Genomic DNA, 21531 nt, shown 5'->3' with positions numbered 1-21531 from the left:
GGTCGTGTCAGGAGGTGATGACGTTCGCCCCGGCCGGGTCCAGCGCGGGCCCGATGGCGGACCGGGAACCGGGCGTGCGCCCCCGGCCCCAGCCGATTCGCTCGCGGTAGCTGCCCAGCAGCCCGGTCTCGGCGAGGGCATCGGCGTCGTGCGCGGTGGTGTTGTCCGGAACGGGATGGGTGTAGGGCGCCACGAACAGCGCGTCGACGGGGCAGTTGGCCTCGCACTGGAAGCAGGTCTGGCAGTCGTCGTGGCGGGCCACGACCGGAACACCGTCCGGGCCGCGATCGAAGACGTTGGTCGGGCAGACCTTGATGCACTTGTCGCAGGCGATGCAGCGCTGCGCGGAGACCAGCTCGATCACACCGCCACCTCCGCGTCCTCCCGCGCTTCGGCGCGCGTCCACACGGTGTCGAGCCCGCCGGAGACGGTGCGGTGCCGCTGGGCGGGGTCCTGCCCGGGGAAGTCCAGCCGCTTGGCCATCCCGCGGGTCTCGGTTCGCGCCAGCGCCGAGGTGTACATCCACCGGGCGTGCGCGACCATCGCCGCCGCCTGGCGCGCCCGCACCTCGTGCACCCCCTCGCCGTGGAGCGAGGTCCGCAGCCGCGACCAGGCGGAGTCCAGGACGGTCAGCGATTCGCGCAGCTTGTCGCCGCTGCGCAGGTAGTTCTTGTCGTAGGGGAGGACTTCGTCCTGCACTTCGGCGACGATCTCGCCGATCTCGTCCGCGCGCGCCGGTTTCCCGGTCGGCCGCAGTCCGGCCCGCCCCGCAGCCCGCAGGCGGCGGCCGTCGGCCCTGCGGCCGAGCGAGCGCGCGTGGGCAGCCGCAGCCGAACCGGCCCAGGTGCCCGAGGAGATCGCCCATGCTGCGTTGCGGCTGCCGCCGCCGGTGAAGCCGCCGCAGATCAGCTCGCGGGTGGCGGCGTCGCCCGCCGCGTAGAGCCCCGGCACGGTGGTCGAGCAGTCGTCATCGGTGATCCGGATTCCGCCGGTGCCGCGAACGGTTCCCTCGGCGAGCAGGGTCACCGCGAACAGGTCGGTGAACGGGTCGACGCCCATGCGGTCGAAGGTGAGGAAGAAGTTCGGCTGCGCGAGCCGCATCGCCCGGCGGGCTGCCTCGTCGGCCAGGTCGAGCCGGCAGTACACCTTCTCGTGCAGCAGCGTTTTCGCGATCACGGAGCGGCCGCGCTGGCTGCCCGCTCCTTCGAGTACGGTTCCGTCGCCGCGGTAGAACGTCGCGTAGTTGTAGAAGGCGGTCTTGGTGACCGAGGTGTGTTCCGGCGCGATTCCGTAGGCGTTGGAGAACTCCATGCCGGACAGTTCCGCGCCCACCTCGGCCGCGAACAGCGCGCCGTCACCGGTGTTGACGTCGCAGCCGAGCGCCTTGGACAGGAACGCGCAACCGCCGGTGGCCAGCACCACCGCACCGGCGCGAACCCGGTAGCGCTGTTCGGCCTGCCGCCGGTACCCGGCGGCACCGGCGACCGCGCCCTGGCCGTCGGTGAGCAGTTCGGTCACCGGGCTGTGGTCGAGGATCCGCACCCCTGCCCGCCGGATCCAGGCGCGCATCCGCCGCATGTATTCGGGGCCCTGCAAGCCTGTCCGCAGCTCGGCGCCGTCCGGCCCGACGGGGAAGGGGTAGCGCCCGGTACCGGCGAGCTCGTTGATCGCCGTGTAGGTCCGGTCGAGCACGCGGCGCATCCAGCGCCGGTCGGACAGGTACCCGCCCAGCGCTTCCCGCTCGGCCATCGCCGCGTCCCGGGCGGCGGATTCCGGTGGCACGTACCAGACTCCGGTCCCGGAGGACGCGGTGGCACCGCTGGTGCCGCAGTAGCCCTTGTCGGCGAGGACGACGTCCGCGCCGGCCTCGGCCGCCTTGAGCGCGGCCCAGGTCGCCGCGGGTCCACCACCCGCGACGAAAACGTCCGCGGTCAGATCGACGACGGTCATGAACGCCCCTTTCGCGAAAAGCCGGGAAGAGTTGCGGCGGGAAAGGCCGGTGCGGAGTGCGTCGGATGCGATTCGCGGTCAGCCTCGCACCGGGCCGAGGTACCGTCAAAGGTGTCCCACATACCGGTTCCGGCGGTGGAGAAACTTTCTCGGTGAAATCAATTCCCGTTGCCGGAAAGGCATTTCCGCGCATTTCCGGTGCTGCCTGCACCCCGGAGTGAGCCGCCGAGCGGACGGGAGGGGAGAATCGGTCGAGCGAAGCCACGTTGGAAGGAAGCCCATGTTCACCGGCCTGAGCGCTTTTCCCCTCACGCCCACCGACGAGAAGGGTGTCGACGAGCGGAGTTTCGCCGACCTCGTCACGCGCCTGGCCACGGCGGGCGTCGATTCGATCGGCGCACTCGGCTCCACCGGTGGCTACGCCTACCTGACCCGTGACCAGCGCGCCCGCGCCGCACGGCTCGCGGTCGAAGCAGCAGGTGACGTTCCGGTCATGGTCGGCATCGGTGCCCTGCGCACCTCCGAAGTCCTGGCGGTGGCGGAGGACGCCCAGAACGCGGGCGCGTCCGCGGTGCTGCTCGCCCCGGTCTCCTACCAGCCCCTGACCGACGAAGAGGTCTTCGGGCTCTACGAGGACGTGACCGGGGAACTGTCCGTTCCGCTGTGCGTGTACGACAACCCCGGCACCACGCACTTCACCTTCAGCGACGAGCTGCACGAACGCATCGCGGCCCTGCCGAACGTCGGCGCGGTCAAGATCCCCGGGATTCCCGCCGACCAGGCGCCGGACCGGATCACCGCGTTGCGCGGCAGGCTGGCCGAAGGAGTGGCGCTCGGCGTCAGCGGTGACCAGTTCGCGGCCGGTGGCCTCAACGCGGGCGCGGACCTGTGGTTCAGCGTCATCGGTGGCTTGCTGCCCGAGGAGTGCCTGGCGATCACCCGTGCAGCGGCTGCTGGCGACACCGCGCGGGCCGAGGCTCTCTCCGCGCGGATGGAGCCGTTGTGGGAGCTGTTCCGCCGCTACGGCAGCCTGCGCGTCACCTCCGCCGCCGCTGAACACCTGGGGCTGGTCGGCAGCCCGAACCTTCCTCGGCCGTTGCGCGGGATTCCCGCCGCAGCAAAGGAAGAAGTCGCCGCCGCGCTGGACTCCCTCACATCCTCTCGGCGCCGGTCCTGATGGCTTGGCGGACGCGGTGGTAGGTGCCGCAGCGGCAGATGTTGCGGATGCCGTCGAGGTCGTCGTCGGTGATCTCGCGTCCTTCGGCCTTGGCCTTTCGGACGAGCGCGACGGCGGTCATGATCTGGCCGGGCTGGCAGTAGCCGCACTGGGCCACGTCGTGGTCCAGCCATGCTCGTTGCATCGGATGCAGGTCTTCACCAACGGTGTCGGGAAGACCTTCGATGGTGGTGATCTCGTCGGTGGGCTGGATGTCCTTGATCGGCACGGCGCACGGGTTGAACGCTTTGCCGTTGTAGTGGCTCGTGCAGGCTTTGCAGACATTGATGCCGCAGCCGTATTTCGGCCCGGTGACGCCGAGAATGTCGCGCAAGACCCACAGCAGTCGCACGTCGTCTGCGACGTTGACGGTGACCTGTTCGCCGTTGAGCCGGAAGGTGTGTTCGGGCATAGGGGCTCCTAGAAGGCGTAGCGCAGGCCGTCAGTGGGGGACGGCGGGATTGGGGGAATGGTCGGTTTGGGTTCGAACGACAGCGTGCCGTGGTTGATGGGGAACTCGGTGGGTGTGGTTCCGGTGGCGCGGCCGTAGGCGCAGGCGACCGCGGACATGGCTGCCGCGACCCCGAGTTCGCCGGCGCCGCCGGGCTCGCCGGTGGTCGGCGGCATGACGATGATGTCGAGTTCGAAGGGCGTGTTCCATTGGCGGGTGTAGAAGTAGTTGTCCCAGCTGGCTTCCAGGAAGTATCCGTCGCGTAAGTGGAGGCTGGAGGTCAGCGCGAGTGCGATGCCGTCGCTGATGCCGCCCATCATCTGTGCTTCCAGGCCGCGCGGGTTGACCGGGAGTCCGACGTCGACGGCGAAGACGGCTTTGGTGACGCGTGGTCCGGTCACGCCGTCGCGGATGGGGCGGTTGATGGTCTCCGGTCGGCAGTCGATCTCCACCAAAGCAGCGGTCATGCCGTGGTATTCGGCGTGAAAGGCGATGCCTTGTGCGGTGTTCGCGGACATCGGTCGGCCCCACTCGGCGACTTCCGCGACCTTGTCCAGCACCGCACGTGAGCGCTCGTCCTGGAGGAAGTCGCGGCGGAAGCGGTAGGGGTCCTTGCTCAGCTTCGCCGCGAGCCGGTCGACGATGAGTTCCCGCGCGGTGGTGACGTCGGGGGAGTAGACGTTGCGCATGCTGCCGGTGTTGAAACTCTTGTCCGTTTCGCTGAGCAGCTGCGTGGAGACGCCGAAGTCGTAGGGCATCGCCTGGGTGAGGTGGAAAATCGTTTGGGAGAAACCTATGTCGCCCACCGGCAGCCTCGCGGCCATGGCGGTGATGATCTCCCCGACGCCGTGGCCGAAGTCGGTGACCACGCTGGTGTGCCGCTGCTCGTAGCCGAGCACCCTGCCACCGGCGTGGGCCACCCGCACGCGCGAGGTCGCCATCGGATGCGTGCGGCCCTGCCGGGAGTCGTCGGCTCGATGCCACATCAGCTTGACCGGCTTGCCCAACCGCTGCGAGATCTCCGCCGCTTCCAAAGCGGCGTCGAAGAACAACCTGCGGCCGAACGAACCTCCTCCCTCGACGACATGCACCTTCACCGCGCTCGGCAACAAGCCCAGCCTCGCGGCGATCTCCTGCTGCGCGGTGATCGGCGACTTCAGCGCGGACCAGATCTCGGCGCGGTCCGGCCGCACGTCGGCGATCGCGCAGTTGGGCTCCAGCGCGCTGTTGCTGCGGAACCGGAAGGTGAACCTGCCCTCGACCACCGTCGGCGGCGCCGGGGTCATCGGCAGCTCTGCGGATTCCAGCCCTCGCAGCACGGTCTCATCGGATTTCCCCTCCGCACTACCAGGTTTCCACGACACCCGAAGCGCCCGCACGGCGTCGACGCACTGGCCGAAGGTCTCGGCCCGCACCGCCACCCCGGTCGAAACCACCGCGACATCGGTGACTCCCGGCATTCCCCGGACCTCGGCGAGATTCGCCACCGGCCCGACCTCACCGTTGATCGTGGGCGGACGGCACACCATCGTCGGCATGGCGTCCGGGACATCCAGGTCCAGCGTGAACTTCTTGCGGCCTGTCACCGCGTCCAGCGCGTCGACGCGGTTTTGCGGCTTGCCGATGACCGTGAACGCCTCACGCGGCTTTAGCTCCACTGGAACCTGCCGGGTCTGCGTGCTCGCGGCCTTCTCGGCGAGTGCACCGATGTCGATGCCACGGCCGGTGCGATCGCTGATCACACCGGCCGCCGGCGTCAGATCGGCGACCGCCGAGCCGAGTTCGCCCGCCGCCACCTCCAGCAACCGGCCCCTGGCGATGGCGGCGGCGACCCGGATCGGGGCGCAGGTCGCGATGGTCGTGTTCGACGACCCGGTGAGCTGGTTGAACACCAGCTCCGGCCGGGCGTCGGCGAGCGTCACGCGCACCCGCTCCACCGGGACCGCCAGCTCCTCGGCGATCAGCATCGCCGTCGAGGTGGTGATGCCCTGCCCGACCTCGGCCCGCGGCAGCGCGAACGACACCGAGCCGTCGCGGTGCACCTCGACCGAGATCAGGCCCGAGGTCGGCAGCGCCGCCGCGGTCAGCATGTCGTTGACGTCGAGCAGCTCCGCCGCCCCGGGCGAGGGCAGCTGCGCGCCCGCCGTTCGCGGCAGGCCGAGCTCGGCGGCGGCGACCAGGGTCGGAGCCGCCAGCAGGTAGCCGAGGAAGCGCCGTCGCCCGACACCGTGCGGCCCGGGCTCCGGCCGGGAGGGATCGGTACTGGTCATCGGTGGTTCTCCCAGAATTGTGTCCGATGTGGACTCAAGATGGCCGGTTGCCCGTGGGGATTTCAATGCTGATCGGCCTTGCCTCGGACAGGTACACCAGGGCCGCCTGGCGCAGGAACTCGTCGAACATCCAGTAGATGTTGTCCGCGCCGGGGAACGCGTCGAGCACACCTTCGCGGACGGCCACGAACGGTCCCCAGAACGTGGTGAGGAGCCGGTCCCAGAGCGGTTCCCTGGGGATCTTCAGCCACTCGGCGATCTGGTCGCCGAGCATGAACCGGGTGAACGAGCCGAGGACGGGCCTGCTGAGGACGCCACCGTCGATTCCGCCGCCGAGTCCGAGGAGGATGTCGGCCAGTTCGATGCCTTCGGGCGTGGGGGAAAGCACCGGGTCGAGCACCTGCCCGGCCTGGTCGTAGGCGGCTTCCCAGGTCGCGGGGATGTACTCGTCCTTGATGCCGAGCATGTGCGCGCTCACCTGCCAGGAGTGCAGGAACGCGCTGGACTCCTCGGCCGGGATCGGCACCTGCCACGCCGCCAGCTTCCGCCAGACCGTGGTGGGCAGGCTGTGCCAGGTGACCATCATGTCGGCCTGGCTGATCGGGACGTCCTCCGGCGCGACCCCGGTCCAGTGCGGGGACTTCGGCAGCAGGTGCCGCACCGCCGCGTGCACCAGCCGCGTCTTGACGCAGGTCACGACCATCTCGCCGTCCGGCCGGTAGGCGTCGCGGGCGCCGATGTCGTAGCCGAGCTTGGCGGTCTTGGAGATCCGGTCCTTCATGTTGGCGCCGCCGTAGGAGTAGTAGACCGCGCGCGCCTCCTTGGGGATGACCGTGCTCATCATGCCGCTGGCCAGCCCGTACAGGACGCCGAGGTAGAGCCCCCGCTTCTCGTTGAACGAGACCGCGGTGCCGAGCTTGCCGCGATCAGCCCACGGCGGCAGCCTGCGGGCCCGCTCCACGAAGTCCCGCAGGTCCCCGGGAAGCCCGTCCGGCAGCGGCTGGTCGTTCCTGGTCCAGGTCCGCAACAGGCGGTTGACCTCCGGCACGGCACCGCGGTCGAGCAGCGAGGCGACCAGCGCGTCGGCTTCCTCGTCCCACACCCACCGCGGGTCGGTGCCCGCGCCGGTGCCCGCGACCGAACCGCTCACCGGCCAGGTCCACTTCACCAGGGATCGCGCCTGCGCGGGCGAGGTCATGGCCATCGCACCGATCGCGCCCAGCGCGCCGCCCGAGGTCAGAATTCTGCGTCTGCTGAGTCCGCTCATGTCCTGCAACTCCTCGTCGAGTTCCATTTCCCGTTGAGCAAAGGACGATTTCAGTCAGGGACGGTTGGCCACCGGAATCTGGATCCTGGTCTCTTTTCCCTTGGTCAGGTAGAACAGGATGTACTGCCGGGCGGCTTCGTCGATGGTCCATGCGACCTCCGGCACCATCGGCAGTGGGATCAGCTTCTCCCGGAACTTCACCAGGAGCGGCCACGCCTCGGCGACCAGCGGATCCCAGACCGGCTCCCGGGGGATCGCGTCCCAGTCGGCCACCTGGTCGCCGACCAGGTGGCGGGCCAGCGCGTTGCACAGCGGCCTGCTGACGCCGAGGGGAGGGCTGGTCTGCTCGGCGAGCTGGTTCAGCAGGACGTCGGTCAGCTCGACGCCTTCGGAGGTCGGCCCCATGGCCCGGCCCAGGATCTGGTCGGACTGGGCGTAAGCGGCTTCCCAGGTGGCGGGGATGTATTCCTCGCGGATGCCGAGCAGGTAGGCGGTCACCTGCCACAGGTGCAGGTAGGCCTCGGATTCGTCCCGGGTGATCGGGACCTCCCATTCGAGCATCCTGCGCATGGCGAAGGTGGGCAGCGTGTGCCAGGTGACGAGCATGTCCTCCTGGCTGATCGGGATTTCCTGGCCACTGCCGGTGTGCGACCAGCCGGGGGACCGCGGCAGCAGGTGCCGCACCGCCGCGTGCACCAGCCGGGTCTTCACCGCCTCCACCACGACGGTTCCGCCGGGCCGGTAGGCGTTGAGGTCGCCGACGGCGAATCCCAGCATGCTGGTCTTGGCGACGCGGTCCTCCATGTCCGCGCCGCCCTGCGAGTAGTAGACCGAGCGGGCTTCCTTCGGGATGGCCGTGCTGAGCATGCCGCCGCCCACGCCGTTGAGCAGGTTCAGGTACAGACCCCGGCCCTTGTTGAACTCCGCCGCGACCTCCAGCTTGTTCCGGTCCGCCCAGGGCGGCAGCCGGCGCGCTTCCGCCATGAACTCCCGAAGGTCCTCGGGCAGGCCCGCGGGCAGGTCCTGGTCGTTGCGAGTCCAGTCCCACAGCAGCCGGTTGACCTCGGGCACCGCGCCGCGGTCCAGCAGCGACGACAGCAGCGGGTCGGCCGCCTCGTCCCACACCCATCTCGGGTCGATGCCGGAGCCGCTGCCCGCGACCGAACCGCTCGGGGACCACGTCCACGCCGTCAGAGCCTGCGCGGGCGCGGCCATGCTCACCGCCCCCAGCGCTCCCATCGCTCCACCCGTGAGCAGAATTCTGCGTCTGCTGAGTCCCTCCATGCCTTGAACTCCTCCTTGAGTCCGGAAAGCATTGGTTGATATCGTGATACAAATCTTGAATCTGCGTATCATCAGGAGAGCACAAGGAAGGCGGAAACACCAGGCCTGATTCGCTGAAGATCGGCGAAGTTGACGAAAGCACCGGGCATCGCCCGGAGTGCGGGGAAAGGCGACTGTGGAACCTGTACTGTCCGTCATCATGACGCGTCCAGACTCGGAGTCGTTGCTGGAGCGCGCGTTCGCCGAGGCGGTCGAACGCGTCGACGACAACGACGAGATGGCCACGCGCGTGCTCGACGCCGCGTACGAGCAGTTCTGCCGCATGGGGATCCGGCGGTCCACAATGGAGGACGTGGCCCGGCTGGCCGGGGTCTCCCGGATCACCGTCTACCGCCGGTTCGCCACCAAGGACGCGTTGGTCGAACACGTGGTGCGGCGCGAGTTCCGCCGCTACTTCGACCAGTTCTTCAGCGACATCAAGCAGGCTCGGACGGTCGAGGACCGGGTGGTGCTGGGCTTCGCGAGCGCGTTGCGGGCGATCCGGGGCAATCCGCTGATCGGCGGCCTGATGGCGGTGGAGCCCGAGGTGCTCGTGCCCTCCATGATCAGCGACGGCGGCCGGACCATGGCCGTCGTGCGGCGGTTCGTCGCGGGCCAGCTCCGCAGCGAGCAGAGCGCGGGCAACGTGTCCGGTGAGATCGACGTCGAACTCGTGGCCGAGCTGATGGTCCGGATCTCGGCCTCGTTCCTGGTGACCCCCAGCCACCTCGTCGACCTCGACGACGACGAGCAGGTGCGAGACGTGGCCCGGCGGTTCCTCGTGCCGATGCTGGAGCCGCCCCGGAAGTGATCGCCGCGGTGTGGTGCCCGCGACCTCGACTACTGGCGCATTGCCAATAGAGTCCTGTGCAGCCATCCGGCGGAAATTCGTTGATGGCTGCCAGCAGTGGCGGCTACCTCGCGTTGCGGGTGGATCGATCCGGAGCTGATATTGACAACAAGGCAACAGCGGTCCAGCGTTGTTCCACGCGGAAGGTGCGCCCACGGGTTCGCGACGAAGGGAACAGGCCGTGACGACAGCAGATCAGGTACGCCGAGCCGTCGAGGGACTGACGATCACCGGGTTGCTGCGCCGCAACGCACGGCGGTACCCCGACCACCCCGCGCTCACCAGCGGGATCGGACCGGACGCGACGACGCTGACGTGGTCGCGGTTGCGCTCGGAGGTCGCCGTGCTGGCAGGCGCGCTCGCCGCGCTCGGGCTCCGCCGGCGCGACCGGATGCTGATCGCGATGTCCAAGCGGCCGGAGCACTGGATCGTCGATCTGGCCGCGACCCACATCGGCGCGCTGCCGTGCACCACCTACGACACGCTGAGCACCGAGCAGATCCGGTTCGTGGCAAAGCACAGCGCGGCGAGCGTCCTCGTCCTGGAGGGCCGGGAGCAGCTGCGGCAGTGGCGGCCGGTGCTGGGGGAGCTGCCGCACCTGCGCGCCGTTGTCGTCGTCGATCCCGAGGCCGTCCCGGACCACGACCCGCGGTTCGTCAGCTACGCGGACCTGCGCGGTGCGGAGCTGCCCGGCGAGGTCGGCGCGGCTTTCGAGCGGCTGACCGACGAGGCGACGCCGGACCAGCCGCTGACCGTCGTCTACACCTCGGGCACGACCGGTGATCCCAAGGGCGTGGTGCTCTCGCACCGCAACGTGATCCACGAGTCCGTGATGCAGGACCACCTCGTCGCGGTCCCCGAGAACCCGCGGTCGGTGGCGTACCTGCCGATGGCGCACATCGCGGAGCGGGTGCTGGGGATCTACATGCCGATCTGCAACGCCGGGCACGTCACGATCTGCCGGGAGCAGGCGCAGCTGCTGCCGACGCTCATCGCGGCACGGCCGCACGGTTTCTTCGGTGTCCCGCGGGTGTGGGAGAAGCTCGCCGGCGGTCTGCGGGCGAAGCTCGGCGCGCTGTCCGGAGCGGAGGCCGCGGCGGTCGCGCAAGCGCGTGACGCCGCTGTTGAGGTGTTCCGCCTGCGGTCGTCCGGGAAAGAGGTCCCGGCGGATCTCCTCGCGCGGCAGCGGCAACTCGACGACCGCGTCCTGCGCCCGATCCGGGCGGCCATCGGGTTCGACGACTGCCGCCGGGCGTTCAGCGGGGCGGCGCCCATCCCCGTGGACGTCCTGGAGTTCCTGGCGAGCCTGGGACTTCCCGTTTACGAGGTGTGGGGCCTGAGCGAGACCTCCGGTGCCGCGACGGTGAGCACACCGGACGCGTTCTCCCTGGGGGCGGTCGGGCGGCCGGGTCCGGGAATCGAGGTCGCCATCGGCGAGGACGGCGAGCTGTTCGTGCGCGGGGAGGCCGTGCTGGCCGGATATCTGCGCTCCGACGGCGAAATCGAGGACGCGACCGGCGAGGACGGCTGGCTGCCCACCGGCGACATCGGAACGGTCGACGACCGGGGCATCTTCGCGATCACCGACCGCAAGAAGGAAATCATCATCACCGCCGGTGGCAAGAACATCCCGCCGACCAGGATCGAGTCGCTGCTGCGGTCGCACCCGCTGGTCGCGCAGGCCGTCGCGATCGGGGACAGGCGCCGCTACGTCACCGCGCTGCTGGTGCTCGACGAGGACGCGGCGCCGGCCTGGGCGCAGGCCGAGGGGATCGGCACGACCGACCTGGACGAGCTCTCGCGGCACCCGGAGGTGCGCGCCGCGCTCGACGAAGCGGTCGCGCAGGCCAACTCGGCGCTTGCCAGGGCGGAACAGGTGAAGAAGTACCGGGTGCTCGCCGGGCCGTGGACGGCGGAGTCCGGTGAGCTGACGCCGAAGCTGAGCCTGCGGCGGAAGGTGATCGACGAGCGGTACGCGGACGAGATCGAGTCGATGTACTCGTAGAGCCGGAGTTGGCGATGGGTCAACACGGCTTCGTCCTCGGCTCGGTGAAGGGAACGGGATCGAAGCAGAGCGGTTAGAATTCTTGTTGGCGTGATGGCAATCGACTGCGGGGGGCGGCGGAATGGGTGCGCACCGCGAGGTGCGACGGCGCAGGATGGAACCGGACGCGCGGCGATCCGAGATCCTCAGCGTCGCGCGCAGGCTGTTCGGGGCGGGCAGCTACTCGACGGTGTCCACGTCGGACATCGCTGCCGAGGCCGGGGTGGCCAGGGCGCTGATCAACCACTACTTCGGCAGCAAGCGGCAGCTCTACCTCGAAGTGGTGCGGCAGATGGTGGTCGTCCCGGAGTCCGTCTCGCAGCGGCTGCCCCCGACGACGGCCGAGGAGCGGCTGTCGATCTGCCTGGACCGGTGGCTCGACGTGGTGGAGCGCAACCGGGAGATGTGGCTGTCGGCGATCGGCCCGGAGGTCTTCGGCCACGACCCGGAGATCGACCAGATCATGCTCGAATCCGACGAGATCGCGACCGATCGGGTCCTGGAAGCCGCGATGCTGGCCGATGTCACCGAGGGGCGGGAGAAGCTGCGGGCGATGGTCCGCGCGCACGGGAGCATGCTCCGGGCCGCTTCGCGGGAGTGGCTGGTGCGCGGCACGCTCAGCCGCAGCGACCTGCACGTGATGCTCACGCGGACCGTGCTGCACCTGGTGAACTCCGTCTTTCCCGCCGTGCGGGAGGATTAGGTTTTCCCCGCGGTGCCGGAGGCGAGGATCTCGACGACCTACGCCGCGCCTCACAGCCCGTAGGTCCGGCCGATGATGTCCCGCTGGATCTCGCTCGTCCCGCCGTACACAGTGGACACGACGGTGGAGCGCAGCAGGGACTCCATCCCGTACTCGGTGGCGTAGCCGTAGCCGCCCATCATCTGCATCCCCTCCAGCGCCACGTGCTTGGCCAGCTCGGTGCACTTGAGCTTGGCCATCGACGCCTCGCGGGCGAAGACCCGGCCGGGCTCGGCGTCGATGGCCGCGGCGACGTCGTCCACCAGCAGCCGGGCGCATTCGAGCTCGGTGGCCATGTCGGCGATCCGGTGCTTGAGCGCCTGGAACGAGCCGATCGGCCTGCCGAACTGCTCCCGCTGCCGCACGTAGTCGAGGGTGTCGTCGAAGGCGCGCCGCGCGGTGCCCAGCATCAGCGCGGCGAGGATCATCCGTTCCAGGTTCAGCCCGGCCATCAGCTGCGTCCACGCCTGGCCGACCACTCCGACCACGGCGGAGTCGGGCAGGAAGCAATCGGTGAAGTACAGGTCGTTGACCTCCCGGCCGCCCATGGTGTCGATGCCGGTGATCTGCAGCCCCTCGACGCCGGTGGGAACCATGAACTGGGTGAGCCCCTGGTGCTTGGACTCCTCCTGCGAGGTCCGGGCGACGAGCAGGACGTGGTCGGCGATGTGGGCGTTGGAGCACCAGGTCTTCTGCCCGTTGATCAGGTATCCGCCTTCGGTGCGCTCCGCGCGGCAGGTCAGCGCGCCCACGTCGGAACCGGCGCCGGGCTCGGACATCGAGATGGCCTCGACCCGGCCGTTGACGACCCCTTCGAGCACGACCCGCTTCTGCTCTTCGTCGGCGAACTTCTCGTAGGCCGCCGCCGCGACGACCGTGGTGCTGAAGCCGCTGATCGGGGCCCGGCCGTAGGCCGTCTCCTCCAGGAACAGGCACAGGTCGGTCATGCCCCGGCCCGCGCCGCCGTACTCCTCGGGGACGGCGATGCCCAGCCAGCCGAGTTCGGCCATCTTGGTGTAGAGCTCCTGGTTGTGCGACTCCGCGCCGTGGGCGGTCAGCTTGTCCCGCTGCTCCTTGGTGCCGCATTCCCGGCGGCAGAACTCGCCGATCGCGTTGACGAAGTCGCGGCGCTCATCGCTCAGGACTCTTGGCATGACGTGCGTTCCTCCATGCATGGATGCCGGAAACGAGCCAAGTGTGCGCGTGTTGTTGCCACCCTGTCAATAAGAGCGGATGGAGGCTTCCGATGCTGACGCCATACCACGTGGAAGAAGGAGATCGGCGCTATTGACTGGAAACCAACAGCGCCGTCCCGACTTCAGCGACGCAGGAACTCGGCCACGGGCGGGAGCGACCGCGGATCGACGGTGTGCCCGCCGTCGTGCGGCAACACGGTCACCTCGGCACCCGCGCCGCGCAGCTGTTCGGTGAGGGTGGAGGTGTGCTCCGGAGTGGCCATGGGGTCGGCGAGGCCGTTGACGATCGCGGCCCGCTTCCCGGTCAGATCCGCGTCCGGAGGCTCGCGGAAGGGCACCATCGCCGCGAGAAGCACCGCCGCCTCCAGCGCCTCCGGACGCCTGAGGAGCAGGGCGGAGGCGATGTTGGCGCCGTTGGAGAACCCGATCGCGCGCCACGAACCGGGTTCGACCCCGTACTCCTCCTCCGCGGCGCGGAGGAAGCCGGCGAGCTCGTCCACGCGGAAGCGGAGGTCGTCCTCGTCGAAAACGCCCTCGCGTAGCCGCCGGAAGAAGCGCGGCATGCCGTTCTCCAGCACCGCGCCGCGCACGGACAGGACCGGGGCCGCGGGAGCGAGGTGCTCCCGCAGCGGCAGCAGGTCGTGCTCGTCCCCGCCGGTGCCGTGCAGCAGCAGCAAGGGCGGCTCGCCGTTGCCCGGCAGCCACACGTGCGGCCGGTCCAGTGCGGCGGTCATGCCGTGGTCCGCTCGGGGTCGTTCTCCGCGGGCAGCGGGAGCTTCGGCAGCGCCGCCTCGATCTGCTCGCGGTCGGGTTCCAGCCACGGCGGGAGCTTGAGCGCCCGGCCCAGCTCCAGCAGCGGCTCGTCGACGTCGAACCCGGGCCGGTCGGTGGCGATCTCCAGCAGCGTGCCGCCGGGCTCGCGGAAGTAGATCGACCGGAAGTACTGGCGGTCCAGGATCGCGGTCACCTCCGCGCCGCGCTCGACCAGCTCGGCGCGCCACCGCTCCTGGGTCGCCTCGTCCGGCACCCGCCACGCGACGTGGTGCACGGTCCCGCCCGCGACCAGCCCGTGGGTTCCCCTCGGGTCGACGGCCACGTCCACCAGCGCGCCCGGCCCGCCGTCGCCTGCGGCGAACCGCAGCCGGTTGCCGTCCTGCCACGCGGAGCGCAGGCCCAGCTCCTCCAGCATCCCGACCGTTCCGGCCTCGTCCGCCGTGGACAGCGTGACCGAGTGCAGCCCGCGGATGCCGTGCTCGGCCGGGATGGTCCCGCCGTCCCACGGGTCCCGAGGGTCGCCCTGCGGGTGGGCGACCAGCGACAGTTCGAGCCCGTCCGGGTCGTGGAAGGTCAGGGCCTGCTCGCCGTCGCGTTCGGCGACCTCCCCGACGTCGGTCCCGGCAGCCCGCAGGTGCCGCTGCCACCAGCCGATGGAGGCGGCCGGGACGCTGAACGCCGTGGTGGTCGCCTGACCGTTCCCGCGCCGGCCCGGAGCGACCCCGTCGAACGGGAAGAACGTCAGCAGCGTGCCCGGACGGCCGGCCTCGTCCCCGAAGTAGAGGTGGTAGACGTCCGGGGCGTCGAAGTTGACGGTCGTCTTGACCAGGCGCAACCCCAGGGTGCGCAGGTAGAACTCCGCGTTGCGCCGCGGGTTGCCCGCGATCGCGGTGACGTGGTGCAACCCGCTGGTCGCCAGCGTCATGACAGCCTCCTTGCCGGTGCGGACGGGACGGGTCAGCCCTGCTTGACGGCCGAGATCTCGAACTCCAGGACGATCTTGTCGCTGACCAGGACACCACCGGTCTCCAGCGCGGCGTTCCAGGTGACCCCGAAGTCCTTGCGGTTGATCGTGGTCGAGCCCTCGAAGCCCACCCGGACGTTGCCGAACGGGTCGGTGGCCTGGCCCTCGAAGCTGAACGGCACGGTGACCTGGCGGGTGTTGCCCTTGATGGTCAGGTCGCCGGTGACGTCGAAGGAGTCCTCGCCGGTCCAGGTGATCTCGGTGGACCGGAAGGTGATCTCCGGGTGCTCTTCCATCGCCAGGAAGTCGTTGCTGCGCAGGTGCGCGTCGCGGTCGGCGTTGCGGGTGTCGATGCTGTCGACCTTGATCTGAACCTCGACGGTGGAGCGCGCCGGGTTCTCGCCGTCGAGGCGGGCGGTGCCGTTGAACTCGTTGAAGGCGCCGCGCACCTTGGTCACCATCGCGTGCCGGGCCACGAACCCGATCCGGCTGTGGGCGGTGTCGAGGGTGTACTCGCCGGTCAGCCTGCTGTAGTCGGTCGTGCTGGTCATCTCGGACCTCCAAGTGGTTGACGTGTCATCCGAATACTGCACCCAACATAGGTGATGCGTCAACTATTCCGGTAGGGTGGTGCCCGTGACCGAAACACGCTGGCTCGACGAGCGCGAGAGCGCGGCCTGGCGCGGCTACCTGGCCATGTACACCCAGCTCGCCGCCCGCCTGCACCGCGAGATGCAGGCCGACTCGGGGCTGTCGCTGACCGACTTCGAGGTCCTGGTCCGCCTCACCGACCAGGACGAGCCGCGGCTGCGGGTCGGCGAGCTGGCCCAGGCGCTGCAATGGGAGAAGAGCCGGCTGTCGCACCACCTGGCCCGGATGCAGCGGCGCGGGCTGGTGGTCCGCCAGGAGTGCCCGGAAGACGCGCGCGGCGCTTTCATCGCGCTGACCGGCAAGGGGAGGACGGCCATCGAGCAGGCCGCCCCCGCGCACGTGGAAACCGTCCGCGACCTGGTGTTCGACCAGCTCACCGAAGACCAGGTCGACGCGCTGGCCGCGATCGCGGACTGCGTCCTCGACCGGTTGAACGAGACGGAGTGACCTCCGCGCCACGAGGTCGCGGCTAGTAGCCGAGCGCGGCGTTCCACTCACCGCGACCGCGGCGGGTGAGGTCGAGGAGGTGCCACACCGGGCTGAGCAGGTCGATGCCGCGTTCGTCGATGTCGTCGGACATCCGGGGATGCGCCGAGTAGAAGTGGTGCACCGCCCCGTTGCCGTCCCGGGTGAACACCGACACCGTCGAGTCCTGGTTGCCCTCGGCGTCCTCGCTGCCCAGGTCGCGCTTGAAGCTGCTCGTCCCGGCGCTGAGCAGGCGGAGGTTCGTCCAGCCCCGGTCCCGGGCGTGCGCGCGGAGCGCGGGCAGGTCGGCCGCGGCGACGATCGCGAGGTCGGCGTTCTGCGCCACGTGGTGGGCGACGCCGTTGAACCCGTCGATCCACATCGTGCACATCGGGCACGGTTCGGTCTGCTGCTTGCCGTACATGAAGTGGTAGACGACCAGATCGCGGCCGGGCCCGGTGAACAGCTCGCTCAGGCGCACGGTCCGCACCGGCTCGTCACCGGCGTCCAGGTCCGCGGGGCCTTCCTCGAAGGCGTAGTCGTCGACGACGGGCCCCAGCGGGAGCCGGCGGCGGAGCTCGGCGACCCGTTCGCGGTGGCGCATCAGCTCGATCTCGGCCTGGCGCAGCTCCTCGCGGGCGCCTTCGTACTCGGCGGTCTCGCCGGTGAGGTTGGTCTGGCGCATCGCTGCCTCCTAGCGGGAGTGCCGCCCCCATCGTGTGCTCGCGCGCGGAGGCTCGCCAGGCGGCGTCAGCGCAACAGCCTGCTCAGCTCCACCCGGGACCGGACGCCGAGCTTGGCGAAGGCGTTGCGCAGGTGGTGGTCGACCGTGCGCTGGCTGATGAACAGGCGCGCGGCGATCTCCTTGTTCCTGGCGCCTTCCGCGACCAGCTGGGCGATCTCGGCCTCCCTCGGGCTGAGGTCCTGCGCACCCCGGTTACCGGTGTCGGACGGACCGCCCGCCGCGCGCAGTTCCGACCGCGTGCGTTCGATCCAGTGCGGCATCCGGAACTGCTCGAAGGCCGACAGCGCGTCGCCGAGCAGCTTCCTGGCGGCGCGGGGTTTGCGTTCGCGGCGCAGCCAGTGGGCGTAGAGCAGCCCGGTCTTGGCGAGCTCGATCGGGGTGGACGCCTGCTCGTGCAGCCGGATCGCCGCGCGGAAGTGCTCCTCGGCGTCCGCGCCGCGCAGCGCGAGCAGGGCGTGGCAGCGGTGGGACAGCGCGATCCGCGCGACGCTGCCGGTGGTGCGCGCCCAGGCGTCGAAGATCCGGAGCGCCCGGCCCGCGTTCTCCCGCTGCCCGCAGTGCGCCGCCGCTTCGACGTAGTGCGGTGCGGAGATCACGCGGATCGCCGGGCCCGCCTCCGCCGTGGTGAGCCGGAACCGGTCGAGCGCGTCGGTCGGGCGGCCGTGGGCGAGATCGGCGCAGGCGAACGCCCAGGACGTCAGCACGCAGGACCGGTCCAGGCCCTGCGCGGTGACCTCGTCGGTCATGGCTGCGAAGCGCTGCCGAGCGTTCTCCCGGTCGCCCTGCAGCGCCGACACCAGGGTGAGGATGCCGAGGTGGCTGATCGTGACGCCGTGCAGGCCGGTCGCGCGTGCGGCCCGGAGCCCTTCGAGCGAGCCGGCCTCGGCGGAGACGTACTGGTCGAGCATGAGCGCCGACAGCGACCGGTAGACCGACGCCCACGGCCCCAGCAGCGGGACGTTGCGGTCCGGCGGCGCGGTAAGCGCCCGGTTGGCGAGGTCGTGGGCCCGCGCCGCGTCGCCGAGCACGAAGGACGCCTGGCTGGCCCACAGGCTCGATCCGCAGTCGTCGGCGGTCTCGGCGAGCCGGACGACCTCCCGGAGCAGCGGGACCGCCTGCCGGTGGTCGCCGCGGAAGGTGGCGTCCATGCCCGCGAGGTGGTCGAGCTGGAGCCTGGTCGCGGGCGGGTCGTCGTCCCGTCGCAGGTCCTCGGTGCGCTTTGCCGCCAGGTGGTAGCGGGAGAAGTCGCCGGCGTTGAAGGCCGCCGCACCGGCGAGCTTCAGCGCCGCGACCGCGACCTCGCGGTTGCCGCCCGCCAGCTCGTCGGCCGCGGTCATGAGCATCCCGTTCGCGGTGGTCGGGTTGCCCTCGGCCAGTTCGATCCAGCCGCGCAGCAGGTCGGCCGTGCCGCGCGGCTCGCCGGGAGCCGCCAGCCCGCGGGCCCGCCGCAGCAGTGCCCGGGCCCGCTCCGGCCGCCCGGCCAGCCACGAGTCCCGCCCGGCCCGGATCAGCCGGAGACCTCTGACCGCCGGAAGCGCGGTGAGATCGGCGGCGCGCTGGTGGATCAGCGCCGAGAACGCGTAGTCGCCGTCCCGCCCGGTCTCGTCGGCCGCCTCGCCGAGCGCGTCGGCCAGGCCGGGCTGCGCCGCCACCACGGCCTGGTGCCACAGCCAGCGAGCCCGGTGCAGCCGAGGGTCGAGCACCTCCACCAGCAGCCGGTGCGCGGCCTGCCGCCGAGCCGGTGACGTCTCGGCGCGCAGGCACGACCGGGTCAGCTCGTCGGGCAGCCGCACGGCATCGCCCTCGACCACCAGCAGGCCCGCCGCCACGGCCTCGTCGAGCGCGGTCAGCTCGACGCGGTCCGCCGCGCGCAGCAGCGTTTCCAGGTCGAGGCGTTCGTCGGCCACCGCGAGCAGGACGAGCTGCTGAGCGCTGCCGGACAGCGCGTGCAGGCGGGCGCGCAGCTCGGCGCGCAACCGGCTGCGCGCGGGGAGCGCTTCGGGCGGTGGTGCCGTACCGCCGAGCTGTTCCGGTGTCAGCTCGGCCGCGAGTTCGGTCAGCGCGAGCGGGTTGCCGCAGGCGAGCGCGGCGAGCTCGGTGCCGAGGCCGCGGCTGATCCCGTACGGGACCCGGTCTTGGAGAACGCGAACGCTGTCGGTGACCGGGAGTTCGCTCAGCGACACCGAAGGCAGGTCGGCGAGCACCTCCGGCACCGCACCGCCACCGGCGTCTTGGCGGACCGCGAACAGCAGGAGCATCCGCTCCGCCTCCGCCCGGCGGGCGGTGAACGCGAGCGCGCTCAGCGAATCGGGGTCCAGGTGCTGGGCGTCGTCGACGCAGCACAGCACCGGGCGGCGGTGGGACTCCGAGACGAGGGTCTGGTGCGCACGGCCGGGGCCGGCCTTGGGGAGCATGCGGTGCAGCCCGGCGGACGGGATCCCGGACTCGGCCCTGACCCCGCGCAGGTCGAACACCTGGAAACCGGGCGCCTCCGCCCGCGCCGCGGCGAGCAGCGCGGTCCTGCCCAGCCCCGTTCCACCGGTGATCACGAGAGCTCCGCCCGCGCCGCCACGGGCCCGGGCGACCAGGTCGTGCAGTGCGGCCAGCTCCCTGTCCCGGCCGCGCAGCACGGTCCGATCACGAGTCCTCAACGGCATCGCAACAGTGTGACCTTGGTGTTGCGAACAGGACAAGGGCGTGCTGCGGGGCCGAAACCGGCGATTTCGCCGATGTGGCGGCGCTCTCACGGTCGCAAGACTGCCGGGGTTTCCGAGTAGAGCAAGGAGGCTCAATGCGAAGGACACTCGGCGCTCTCATCACCGGGCTGGTGCTGGCGACGGCCGGTTCGGCAGGTGTCGCCCACGCGGAGGCGAACACCCCGGTCGTGTTCGTGCACGGCTACCTGGGTGGCGCGTGGAACTGGATCACGCCGCAGACGACGCTCCGCCAGGCCGGCTACACCGACCAGGAGCTCTTCCAGTTCAACTACGACTTCAGGCAGTCGAACGAGAAGAGCGCGGCGGAGCTGGGCGCGTTCGTCGAGCAGGTGCGCGCCAGGACGGGCGCGGACAAGGTCGACATCGTCAACCACTCCATGGGCGGCATGGTCAGCCGCTGGTACGTCAAGGAACTGGGCGGGCAGCAGGTCGTCGACCACTGGGCCTCGATCGCGGGCGCCAACCACGGCACCACCTGGGCCTTCGGCTGCCTGGCGTTCGAGTCCTGCCGGGAGATGGCGCCCGGCTCCGCGTTCCTCCAGCGGCTGAACTCCGGGGACGAGACGCCCGGTGATGTCAAGTACAGCACCTGGTACTCGCCCACCGACGGGATCGTGATCCCGCACACCAGCACCGCTGTCGAGGGCGCGCGCAACACCGAGGTCCAGGGAGAGACGCACCTGGGCATCCTGGAGGACGAGGCCGTGCTGCAGGACGTCGCACGGACCCTCGCGACCGACTGACCGGGCGGGAGCGGCGCCGGGCCGGGCGCCGCTGCCGCGTCCGTCGGTTCAGAAGACGATCGTCCAGCCCTCGGTGCGGGCCTGCGCGTCGGTGTAGCTCACGCCGTGGACCTTGAGCCCCTCGGGGTTGAGCAGGGTGATCGCGCCGCCCCGGTTGCCCAGCTGGAAACCGTCGGAGACCGGCACCTGCACGGTCTGCCCGGCGGCGATCTCGGAGGCGGGCAGCTCCATCGTGTTCTTCCGCCCGTCGGCGAGCTTCCACCCGCGCAGGTCGACGGCCGCGGCGGAGGCGTTGATCAGCGTGACGGTCTCGTTCTCCCGGCCACCGCCCACCGGGTTGACCGCGGCGGCGATCACCTGGAGCGGGATCGCGGCCGGCTCCGGCGCGGGGACCTGCTCCGGCGGCGCCTCGCCCTCGATCGCGTGCCCGGTCCGGTCGTCGGTGTGCCAGGACTGGCTCTGGAACGCGAGGAAGATGGCGACCCAGCGGTTCTCGCCCGGGAAGTGCAGCAGCAGCCCGCCGTCCTGCCACACGCCGTCGTCCTCGCGGAACCTCCCGGTGTTGCCCTGGTTCATGTGCACGTTGTGCACGCCGTTGCCCGGCTTGAACCCGAAGATCTTGTCCGCCTTGTCCTCCGGGCCCCACGGCTCGCCGAACACGTAGGCGTGCGCCGAGGGGTCCTGCTGCGCGCGGCGCACGTAGTGGTCGAGGAAGTCGGCGAGGTCGTTGTTGGGGCCCTCGGCGTCGGGCGGCACGGGCCGCATCTGCGACCGGTCGACCACGTTCGCCCGGATGTAGTCCAGGCTCGTTCCGCCCGGTTCCGTCGGCAGCTCGTTCCACCCGGACCCGGCCTGGGGCAGGCGGGCGGTCAGCGGGTGCCGGAAGTCGTCGGCGGCGAAGTACAGCAGTTCCGACGGCGCCTGCGCGGACTTGACGTTGACCGCGGCGCGGTAGTTCGTCCCGGCGTTGTCGGTGAGGTGGATCTGGTAGTGCGGTGTGTCGTCGGGAGCGCCCTCGCGTCGAACGTCCACCACCCGGGCCGTCAGCACCCCGTACGAACTCAGCGGCATATCGCCTCACCCTTCCCAGATCACGCATCCGTCGGCTATTCCTCGGACACAGTGGACTCACCGCCTGTCGCGGGCAATAGCTGGGAAGATCA

At 70.5% G+C, this 21531-nt stretch carries 19 protein-coding genes; 6 read left to right on the top strand and 13 right to left on the bottom strand.

Annotation, left to right across the window (positions count from 1 at the left end; translation table 11 throughout):
- Window positions 1-7: 7 nt before the first annotated feature.
- Window positions 8-364, bottom strand: coding sequence for a 4Fe-4S dicluster domain-containing protein (locus tag ABD691_RS17745; RefSeq protein WP_344681026.1), 357 nt, complete (start codon window positions 362-364; stop codon window positions 8-10).
- A complete protein-coding gene (locus ABD691_RS17740) occupies window positions 361-1950 on the bottom strand; it encodes an FAD-binding protein (protein ID WP_344681024.1) in 1590 nt (529 codons plus the stop codon). Before ABD691_RS17740 ends, ABD691_RS17745 begins: the two co-directional genes overlap by 4 nt.
- Window positions 1951-2230: 280 nt before the next feature.
- Between ABD691_RS17740 and ABD691_RS17735 the strand changes: the two genes are divergently transcribed.
- Window positions 2231-3127: a dihydrodipicolinate synthase family protein gene (locus tag ABD691_RS17735; protein WP_344681022.1), complete on the top strand. Its 897-nt coding sequence runs from the start codon at window positions 2231-2233 to the stop codon at window positions 3125-3127.
- Here the strand turns inward: ABD691_RS17735 and ABD691_RS17730 are convergent.
- The 4 genes from ABD691_RS17730 to ABD691_RS17715 are packed head-to-tail and all read right to left on the bottom strand — an operon-like array spanning window position 3102 to window position 8438.
- Window positions 3102-3578, bottom strand: a complete 477-nt coding sequence (locus ABD691_RS17730; protein ID WP_344681020.1) for a (2Fe-2S)-binding protein — start codon at window positions 3576-3578, stop codon at window positions 3102-3104. The two genes, ABD691_RS17735 and ABD691_RS17730, sit on opposite strands and share 26 nt — an antisense overlap.
- Window positions 3579-3586: 8 nt before the next feature.
- Window positions 3587-5887 (bottom strand): molybdopterin cofactor-binding domain-containing protein, encoded by a 2301-nt coding sequence (locus ABD691_RS17725; protein WP_344681018.1) that lies wholly within the window; start codon window positions 5885-5887, stop codon window positions 3587-3589.
- A gap of 34 nt (window positions 5888-5921) precedes the next feature.
- Window positions 5922-7154 (bottom strand): oxygenase MpaB family protein, encoded by a 1233-nt coding sequence (locus ABD691_RS17720; protein WP_344681016.1) that lies wholly within the window; start codon window positions 7152-7154, stop codon window positions 5922-5924.
- Between the two features lie 54 nt (window positions 7155-7208).
- The gene (locus tag ABD691_RS17715; RefSeq protein WP_344681015.1) at window positions 7209-8438 is read right to left on the bottom strand and encodes an oxygenase MpaB family protein; all 1230 of its coding nucleotides are present in this window, start codon (window positions 8436-8438) and stop codon (window positions 7209-7211) included.
- A 199-nt stretch (window positions 8439-8637) separates the two neighbouring features.
- On the opposite strand from ABD691_RS17715, the gene ABD691_RS17710 reads away from it, so the two are divergent.
- From ABD691_RS17710 to ABD691_RS17700, 3 genes are all read left to right on the top strand, one after another.
- The gene (locus tag ABD691_RS17710; RefSeq protein WP_344681014.1) at window positions 8638-9288 is read left to right on the top strand and encodes a TetR/AcrR family transcriptional regulator; all 651 of its coding nucleotides are present in this window, start codon (window positions 8638-8640) and stop codon (window positions 9286-9288) included.
- Between the two features lie 220 nt (window positions 9289-9508).
- The gene (locus tag ABD691_RS17705) at window positions 9509-11332 is read left to right on the top strand and encodes an AMP-dependent synthetase/ligase (RefSeq protein WP_344681013.1); all 1824 of its coding nucleotides are present in this window, start codon (window positions 9509-9511) and stop codon (window positions 11330-11332) included.
- A 154-nt stretch (window positions 11333-11486) separates the two neighbouring features.
- Entirely contained in the window at window positions 11487-12074 is a 588-nt protein-coding gene (locus tag ABD691_RS17700) for a TetR/AcrR family transcriptional regulator (protein ID WP_344681012.1), read from the top strand.
- A 50-nt stretch (window positions 12075-12124) separates the two neighbouring features.
- Here ABD691_RS17700 and ABD691_RS17695 read toward each other — a convergent pair whose 3' ends face one another.
- The 4 genes from ABD691_RS17695 to ABD691_RS17680 form a co-directional block, all read right to left on the bottom strand.
- Complete coding sequence (locus ABD691_RS17695; protein ID WP_344681010.1) at window positions 12125-13267, bottom strand: acyl-CoA dehydrogenase family protein; 1143 nt, start codon at window positions 13265-13267, stop codon at window positions 12125-12127.
- A 164-nt stretch (window positions 13268-13431) separates the two neighbouring features.
- Window positions 13432-14043 carry an alpha/beta hydrolase gene (locus tag ABD691_RS17690; protein WP_344681008.1) on the bottom strand — a complete coding sequence of 204 codons (612 nt, stop codon included), beginning with the start codon at window positions 14041-14043 and terminating at the stop codon, window positions 13432-13434.
- Entirely contained in the window at window positions 14040-15008 is a 969-nt protein-coding gene (locus ABD691_RS17685; protein ID WP_344681006.1) for a ring-cleaving dioxygenase, read from the bottom strand. Before ABD691_RS17685 ends, ABD691_RS17690 begins: the two co-directional genes overlap by 4 nt.
- A 32-nt stretch (window positions 15009-15040) precedes the next feature.
- A complete protein-coding gene (locus ABD691_RS17680; protein ID WP_344681005.1) occupies window positions 15041-15598 on the bottom strand; it encodes a YceI family protein in 558 nt (185 codons plus the stop codon).
- 145 nt (window positions 15599-15743) lie between these two features.
- On the opposite strand from ABD691_RS17680, the gene ABD691_RS17675 reads away from it, so the two are divergent.
- On the top strand, window positions 15744-16145 hold the full coding sequence (locus tag ABD691_RS17675; RefSeq protein WP_344681328.1) for a MarR family winged helix-turn-helix transcriptional regulator: 402 nt from the start codon (window positions 15744-15746) through the stop codon (window positions 16143-16145).
- A 22-nt stretch (window positions 16146-16167) separates the two neighbouring features.
- Here the strand turns inward: ABD691_RS17675 and ABD691_RS17670 are convergent, their stop codons facing one another.
- Together ABD691_RS17670 and ABD691_RS17665 are read right to left on the bottom strand one after the other, a co-directional pair.
- Window positions 16168-16848 (bottom strand): DUF899 family protein, encoded by a 681-nt coding sequence (locus ABD691_RS17670; protein WP_344681004.1) that lies wholly within the window; start codon window positions 16846-16848, stop codon window positions 16168-16170.
- A gap of 65 nt (window positions 16849-16913) precedes the next feature.
- Entirely contained in the window at window positions 16914-19565 is a 2652-nt protein-coding gene (locus ABD691_RS17665; RefSeq protein WP_344681002.1) for a helix-turn-helix transcriptional regulator, read from the bottom strand.
- 134 nt (window positions 19566-19699) lie between these two features.
- Here ABD691_RS17665 and ABD691_RS17660 point away from each other — a divergent pair, with 134 nt between their 5' ends.
- Window positions 19700-20368, top strand: a complete 669-nt coding sequence (locus ABD691_RS17660) for an esterase/lipase family protein (protein WP_344681001.1) — start codon at window positions 19700-19702, stop codon at window positions 20366-20368.
- Window positions 20369-20416: 48 nt separating this feature from the next.
- Here the strand turns inward: ABD691_RS17660 and ABD691_RS17655 are convergent, their stop codons facing one another.
- On the bottom strand, window positions 20417-21439 hold the full coding sequence (locus ABD691_RS17655) for a DUF2278 family protein (RefSeq protein WP_344680999.1): 1023 nt from the start codon (window positions 21437-21439) through the stop codon (window positions 20417-20419).
- Window positions 21440-21531 lie beyond the last annotated feature (92 nt).

The organism is Saccharopolyspora taberi, from assembly GCF_039534165.1.
GTDB classification, from domain to species: domain Bacteria; phylum Actinomycetota; class Actinomycetes; order Mycobacteriales; family Pseudonocardiaceae; genus Saccharopolyspora_D; species Saccharopolyspora_D taberi.
Note: the sequence above shows the minus strand (reverse complement) of the source record. Positions and strands in the feature narration are given on the sequence as shown.

Excerpts from the sequence above, each read along its gene's own strand:
- ABD691_RS17700 (WP_344681012.1), top strand. The coding sequence starts at position 11,487 with ATGGAACCGGACGCGCGGCGATCCGAGATCCTCAGCGTCGCGCGCAGG.
- ABD691_RS17730 (WP_344681020.1), bottom strand. The coding sequence starts at position 3,578 with ATGCCCGAACACACCTTCCGGCTCAACGGCGAACAGGTCACCGTCAAC.
- ABD691_RS17735 (WP_344681022.1), top strand. The coding sequence starts at position 2,231 with ATGTTCACCGGCCTGAGCGCTTTTCCCCTCACGCCCACCGACGAGAAG.
- ABD691_RS17675 (WP_344681328.1), top strand. The coding sequence starts at position 15,744 with ATGTACACCCAGCTCGCCGCCCGCCTGCACCGCGAGATGCAGGCCGAC.
- ABD691_RS17695 (WP_344681010.1), bottom strand. The coding sequence starts at position 13,267 with ATGCCAAGAGTCCTGAGCGATGAGCGCCGCGACTTCGTCAACGCGATC.
- ABD691_RS17655 (WP_344680999.1), bottom strand. The coding sequence starts at position 21,439 with ATGCCGCTGAGTTCGTACGGGGTGCTGACGGCCCGGGTGGTGGACGTT.
- ABD691_RS17740 (WP_344681024.1), bottom strand. The coding sequence starts at position 1,950 with ATGACCGTCGTCGATCTGACCGCGGACGTTTTCGTCGCGGGTGGTGGA.
- ABD691_RS17670 (WP_344681004.1), bottom strand. The coding sequence starts at position 16,848 with ATGCGCCAGACCAACCTCACCGGCGAGACCGCCGAGTACGAAGGCGCC.
- ABD691_RS17710 (WP_344681014.1), top strand. The coding sequence starts at position 8,638 with ATGACGCGTCCAGACTCGGAGTCGTTGCTGGAGCGCGCGTTCGCCGAG.
- ABD691_RS17690 (WP_344681008.1), bottom strand. The coding sequence starts at position 14,043 with ATGACCGCCGCACTGGACCGGCCGCACGTGTGGCTGCCGGGCAACGGC.
- ABD691_RS17685 (WP_344681006.1), bottom strand. The coding sequence starts at position 15,008 with ATGACGCTGGCGACCAGCGGGTTGCACCACGTCACCGCGATCGCGGGC.
- ABD691_RS17715 (WP_344681015.1), bottom strand. The coding sequence starts at position 8,438 with ATGGAGGGACTCAGCAGACGCAGAATTCTGCTCACGGGTGGAGCGATG.
- ABD691_RS17680 (WP_344681005.1), bottom strand. The coding sequence starts at position 15,598 with ATGACCAGCACGACCGACTACAGCAGGCTGACCGGCGAGTACACCCTC.
- ABD691_RS17725 (WP_344681018.1), bottom strand. The coding sequence starts at position 5,887 with ATGACCAGTACCGATCCCTCCCGGCCGGAGCCCGGGCCGCACGGTGTC.
- ABD691_RS17720 (WP_344681016.1), bottom strand. The coding sequence starts at position 7,154 with ATGAGCGGACTCAGCAGACGCAGAATTCTGACCTCGGGCGGCGCGCTG.
- ABD691_RS17665 (WP_344681002.1), bottom strand. The coding sequence starts at position 19,565 with ATGCCGTTGAGGACTCGTGATCGGACCGTGCTGCGCGGCCGGGACAGG.
- ABD691_RS17660 (WP_344681001.1), top strand. The coding sequence starts at position 19,700 with ATGCGAAGGACACTCGGCGCTCTCATCACCGGGCTGGTGCTGGCGACG.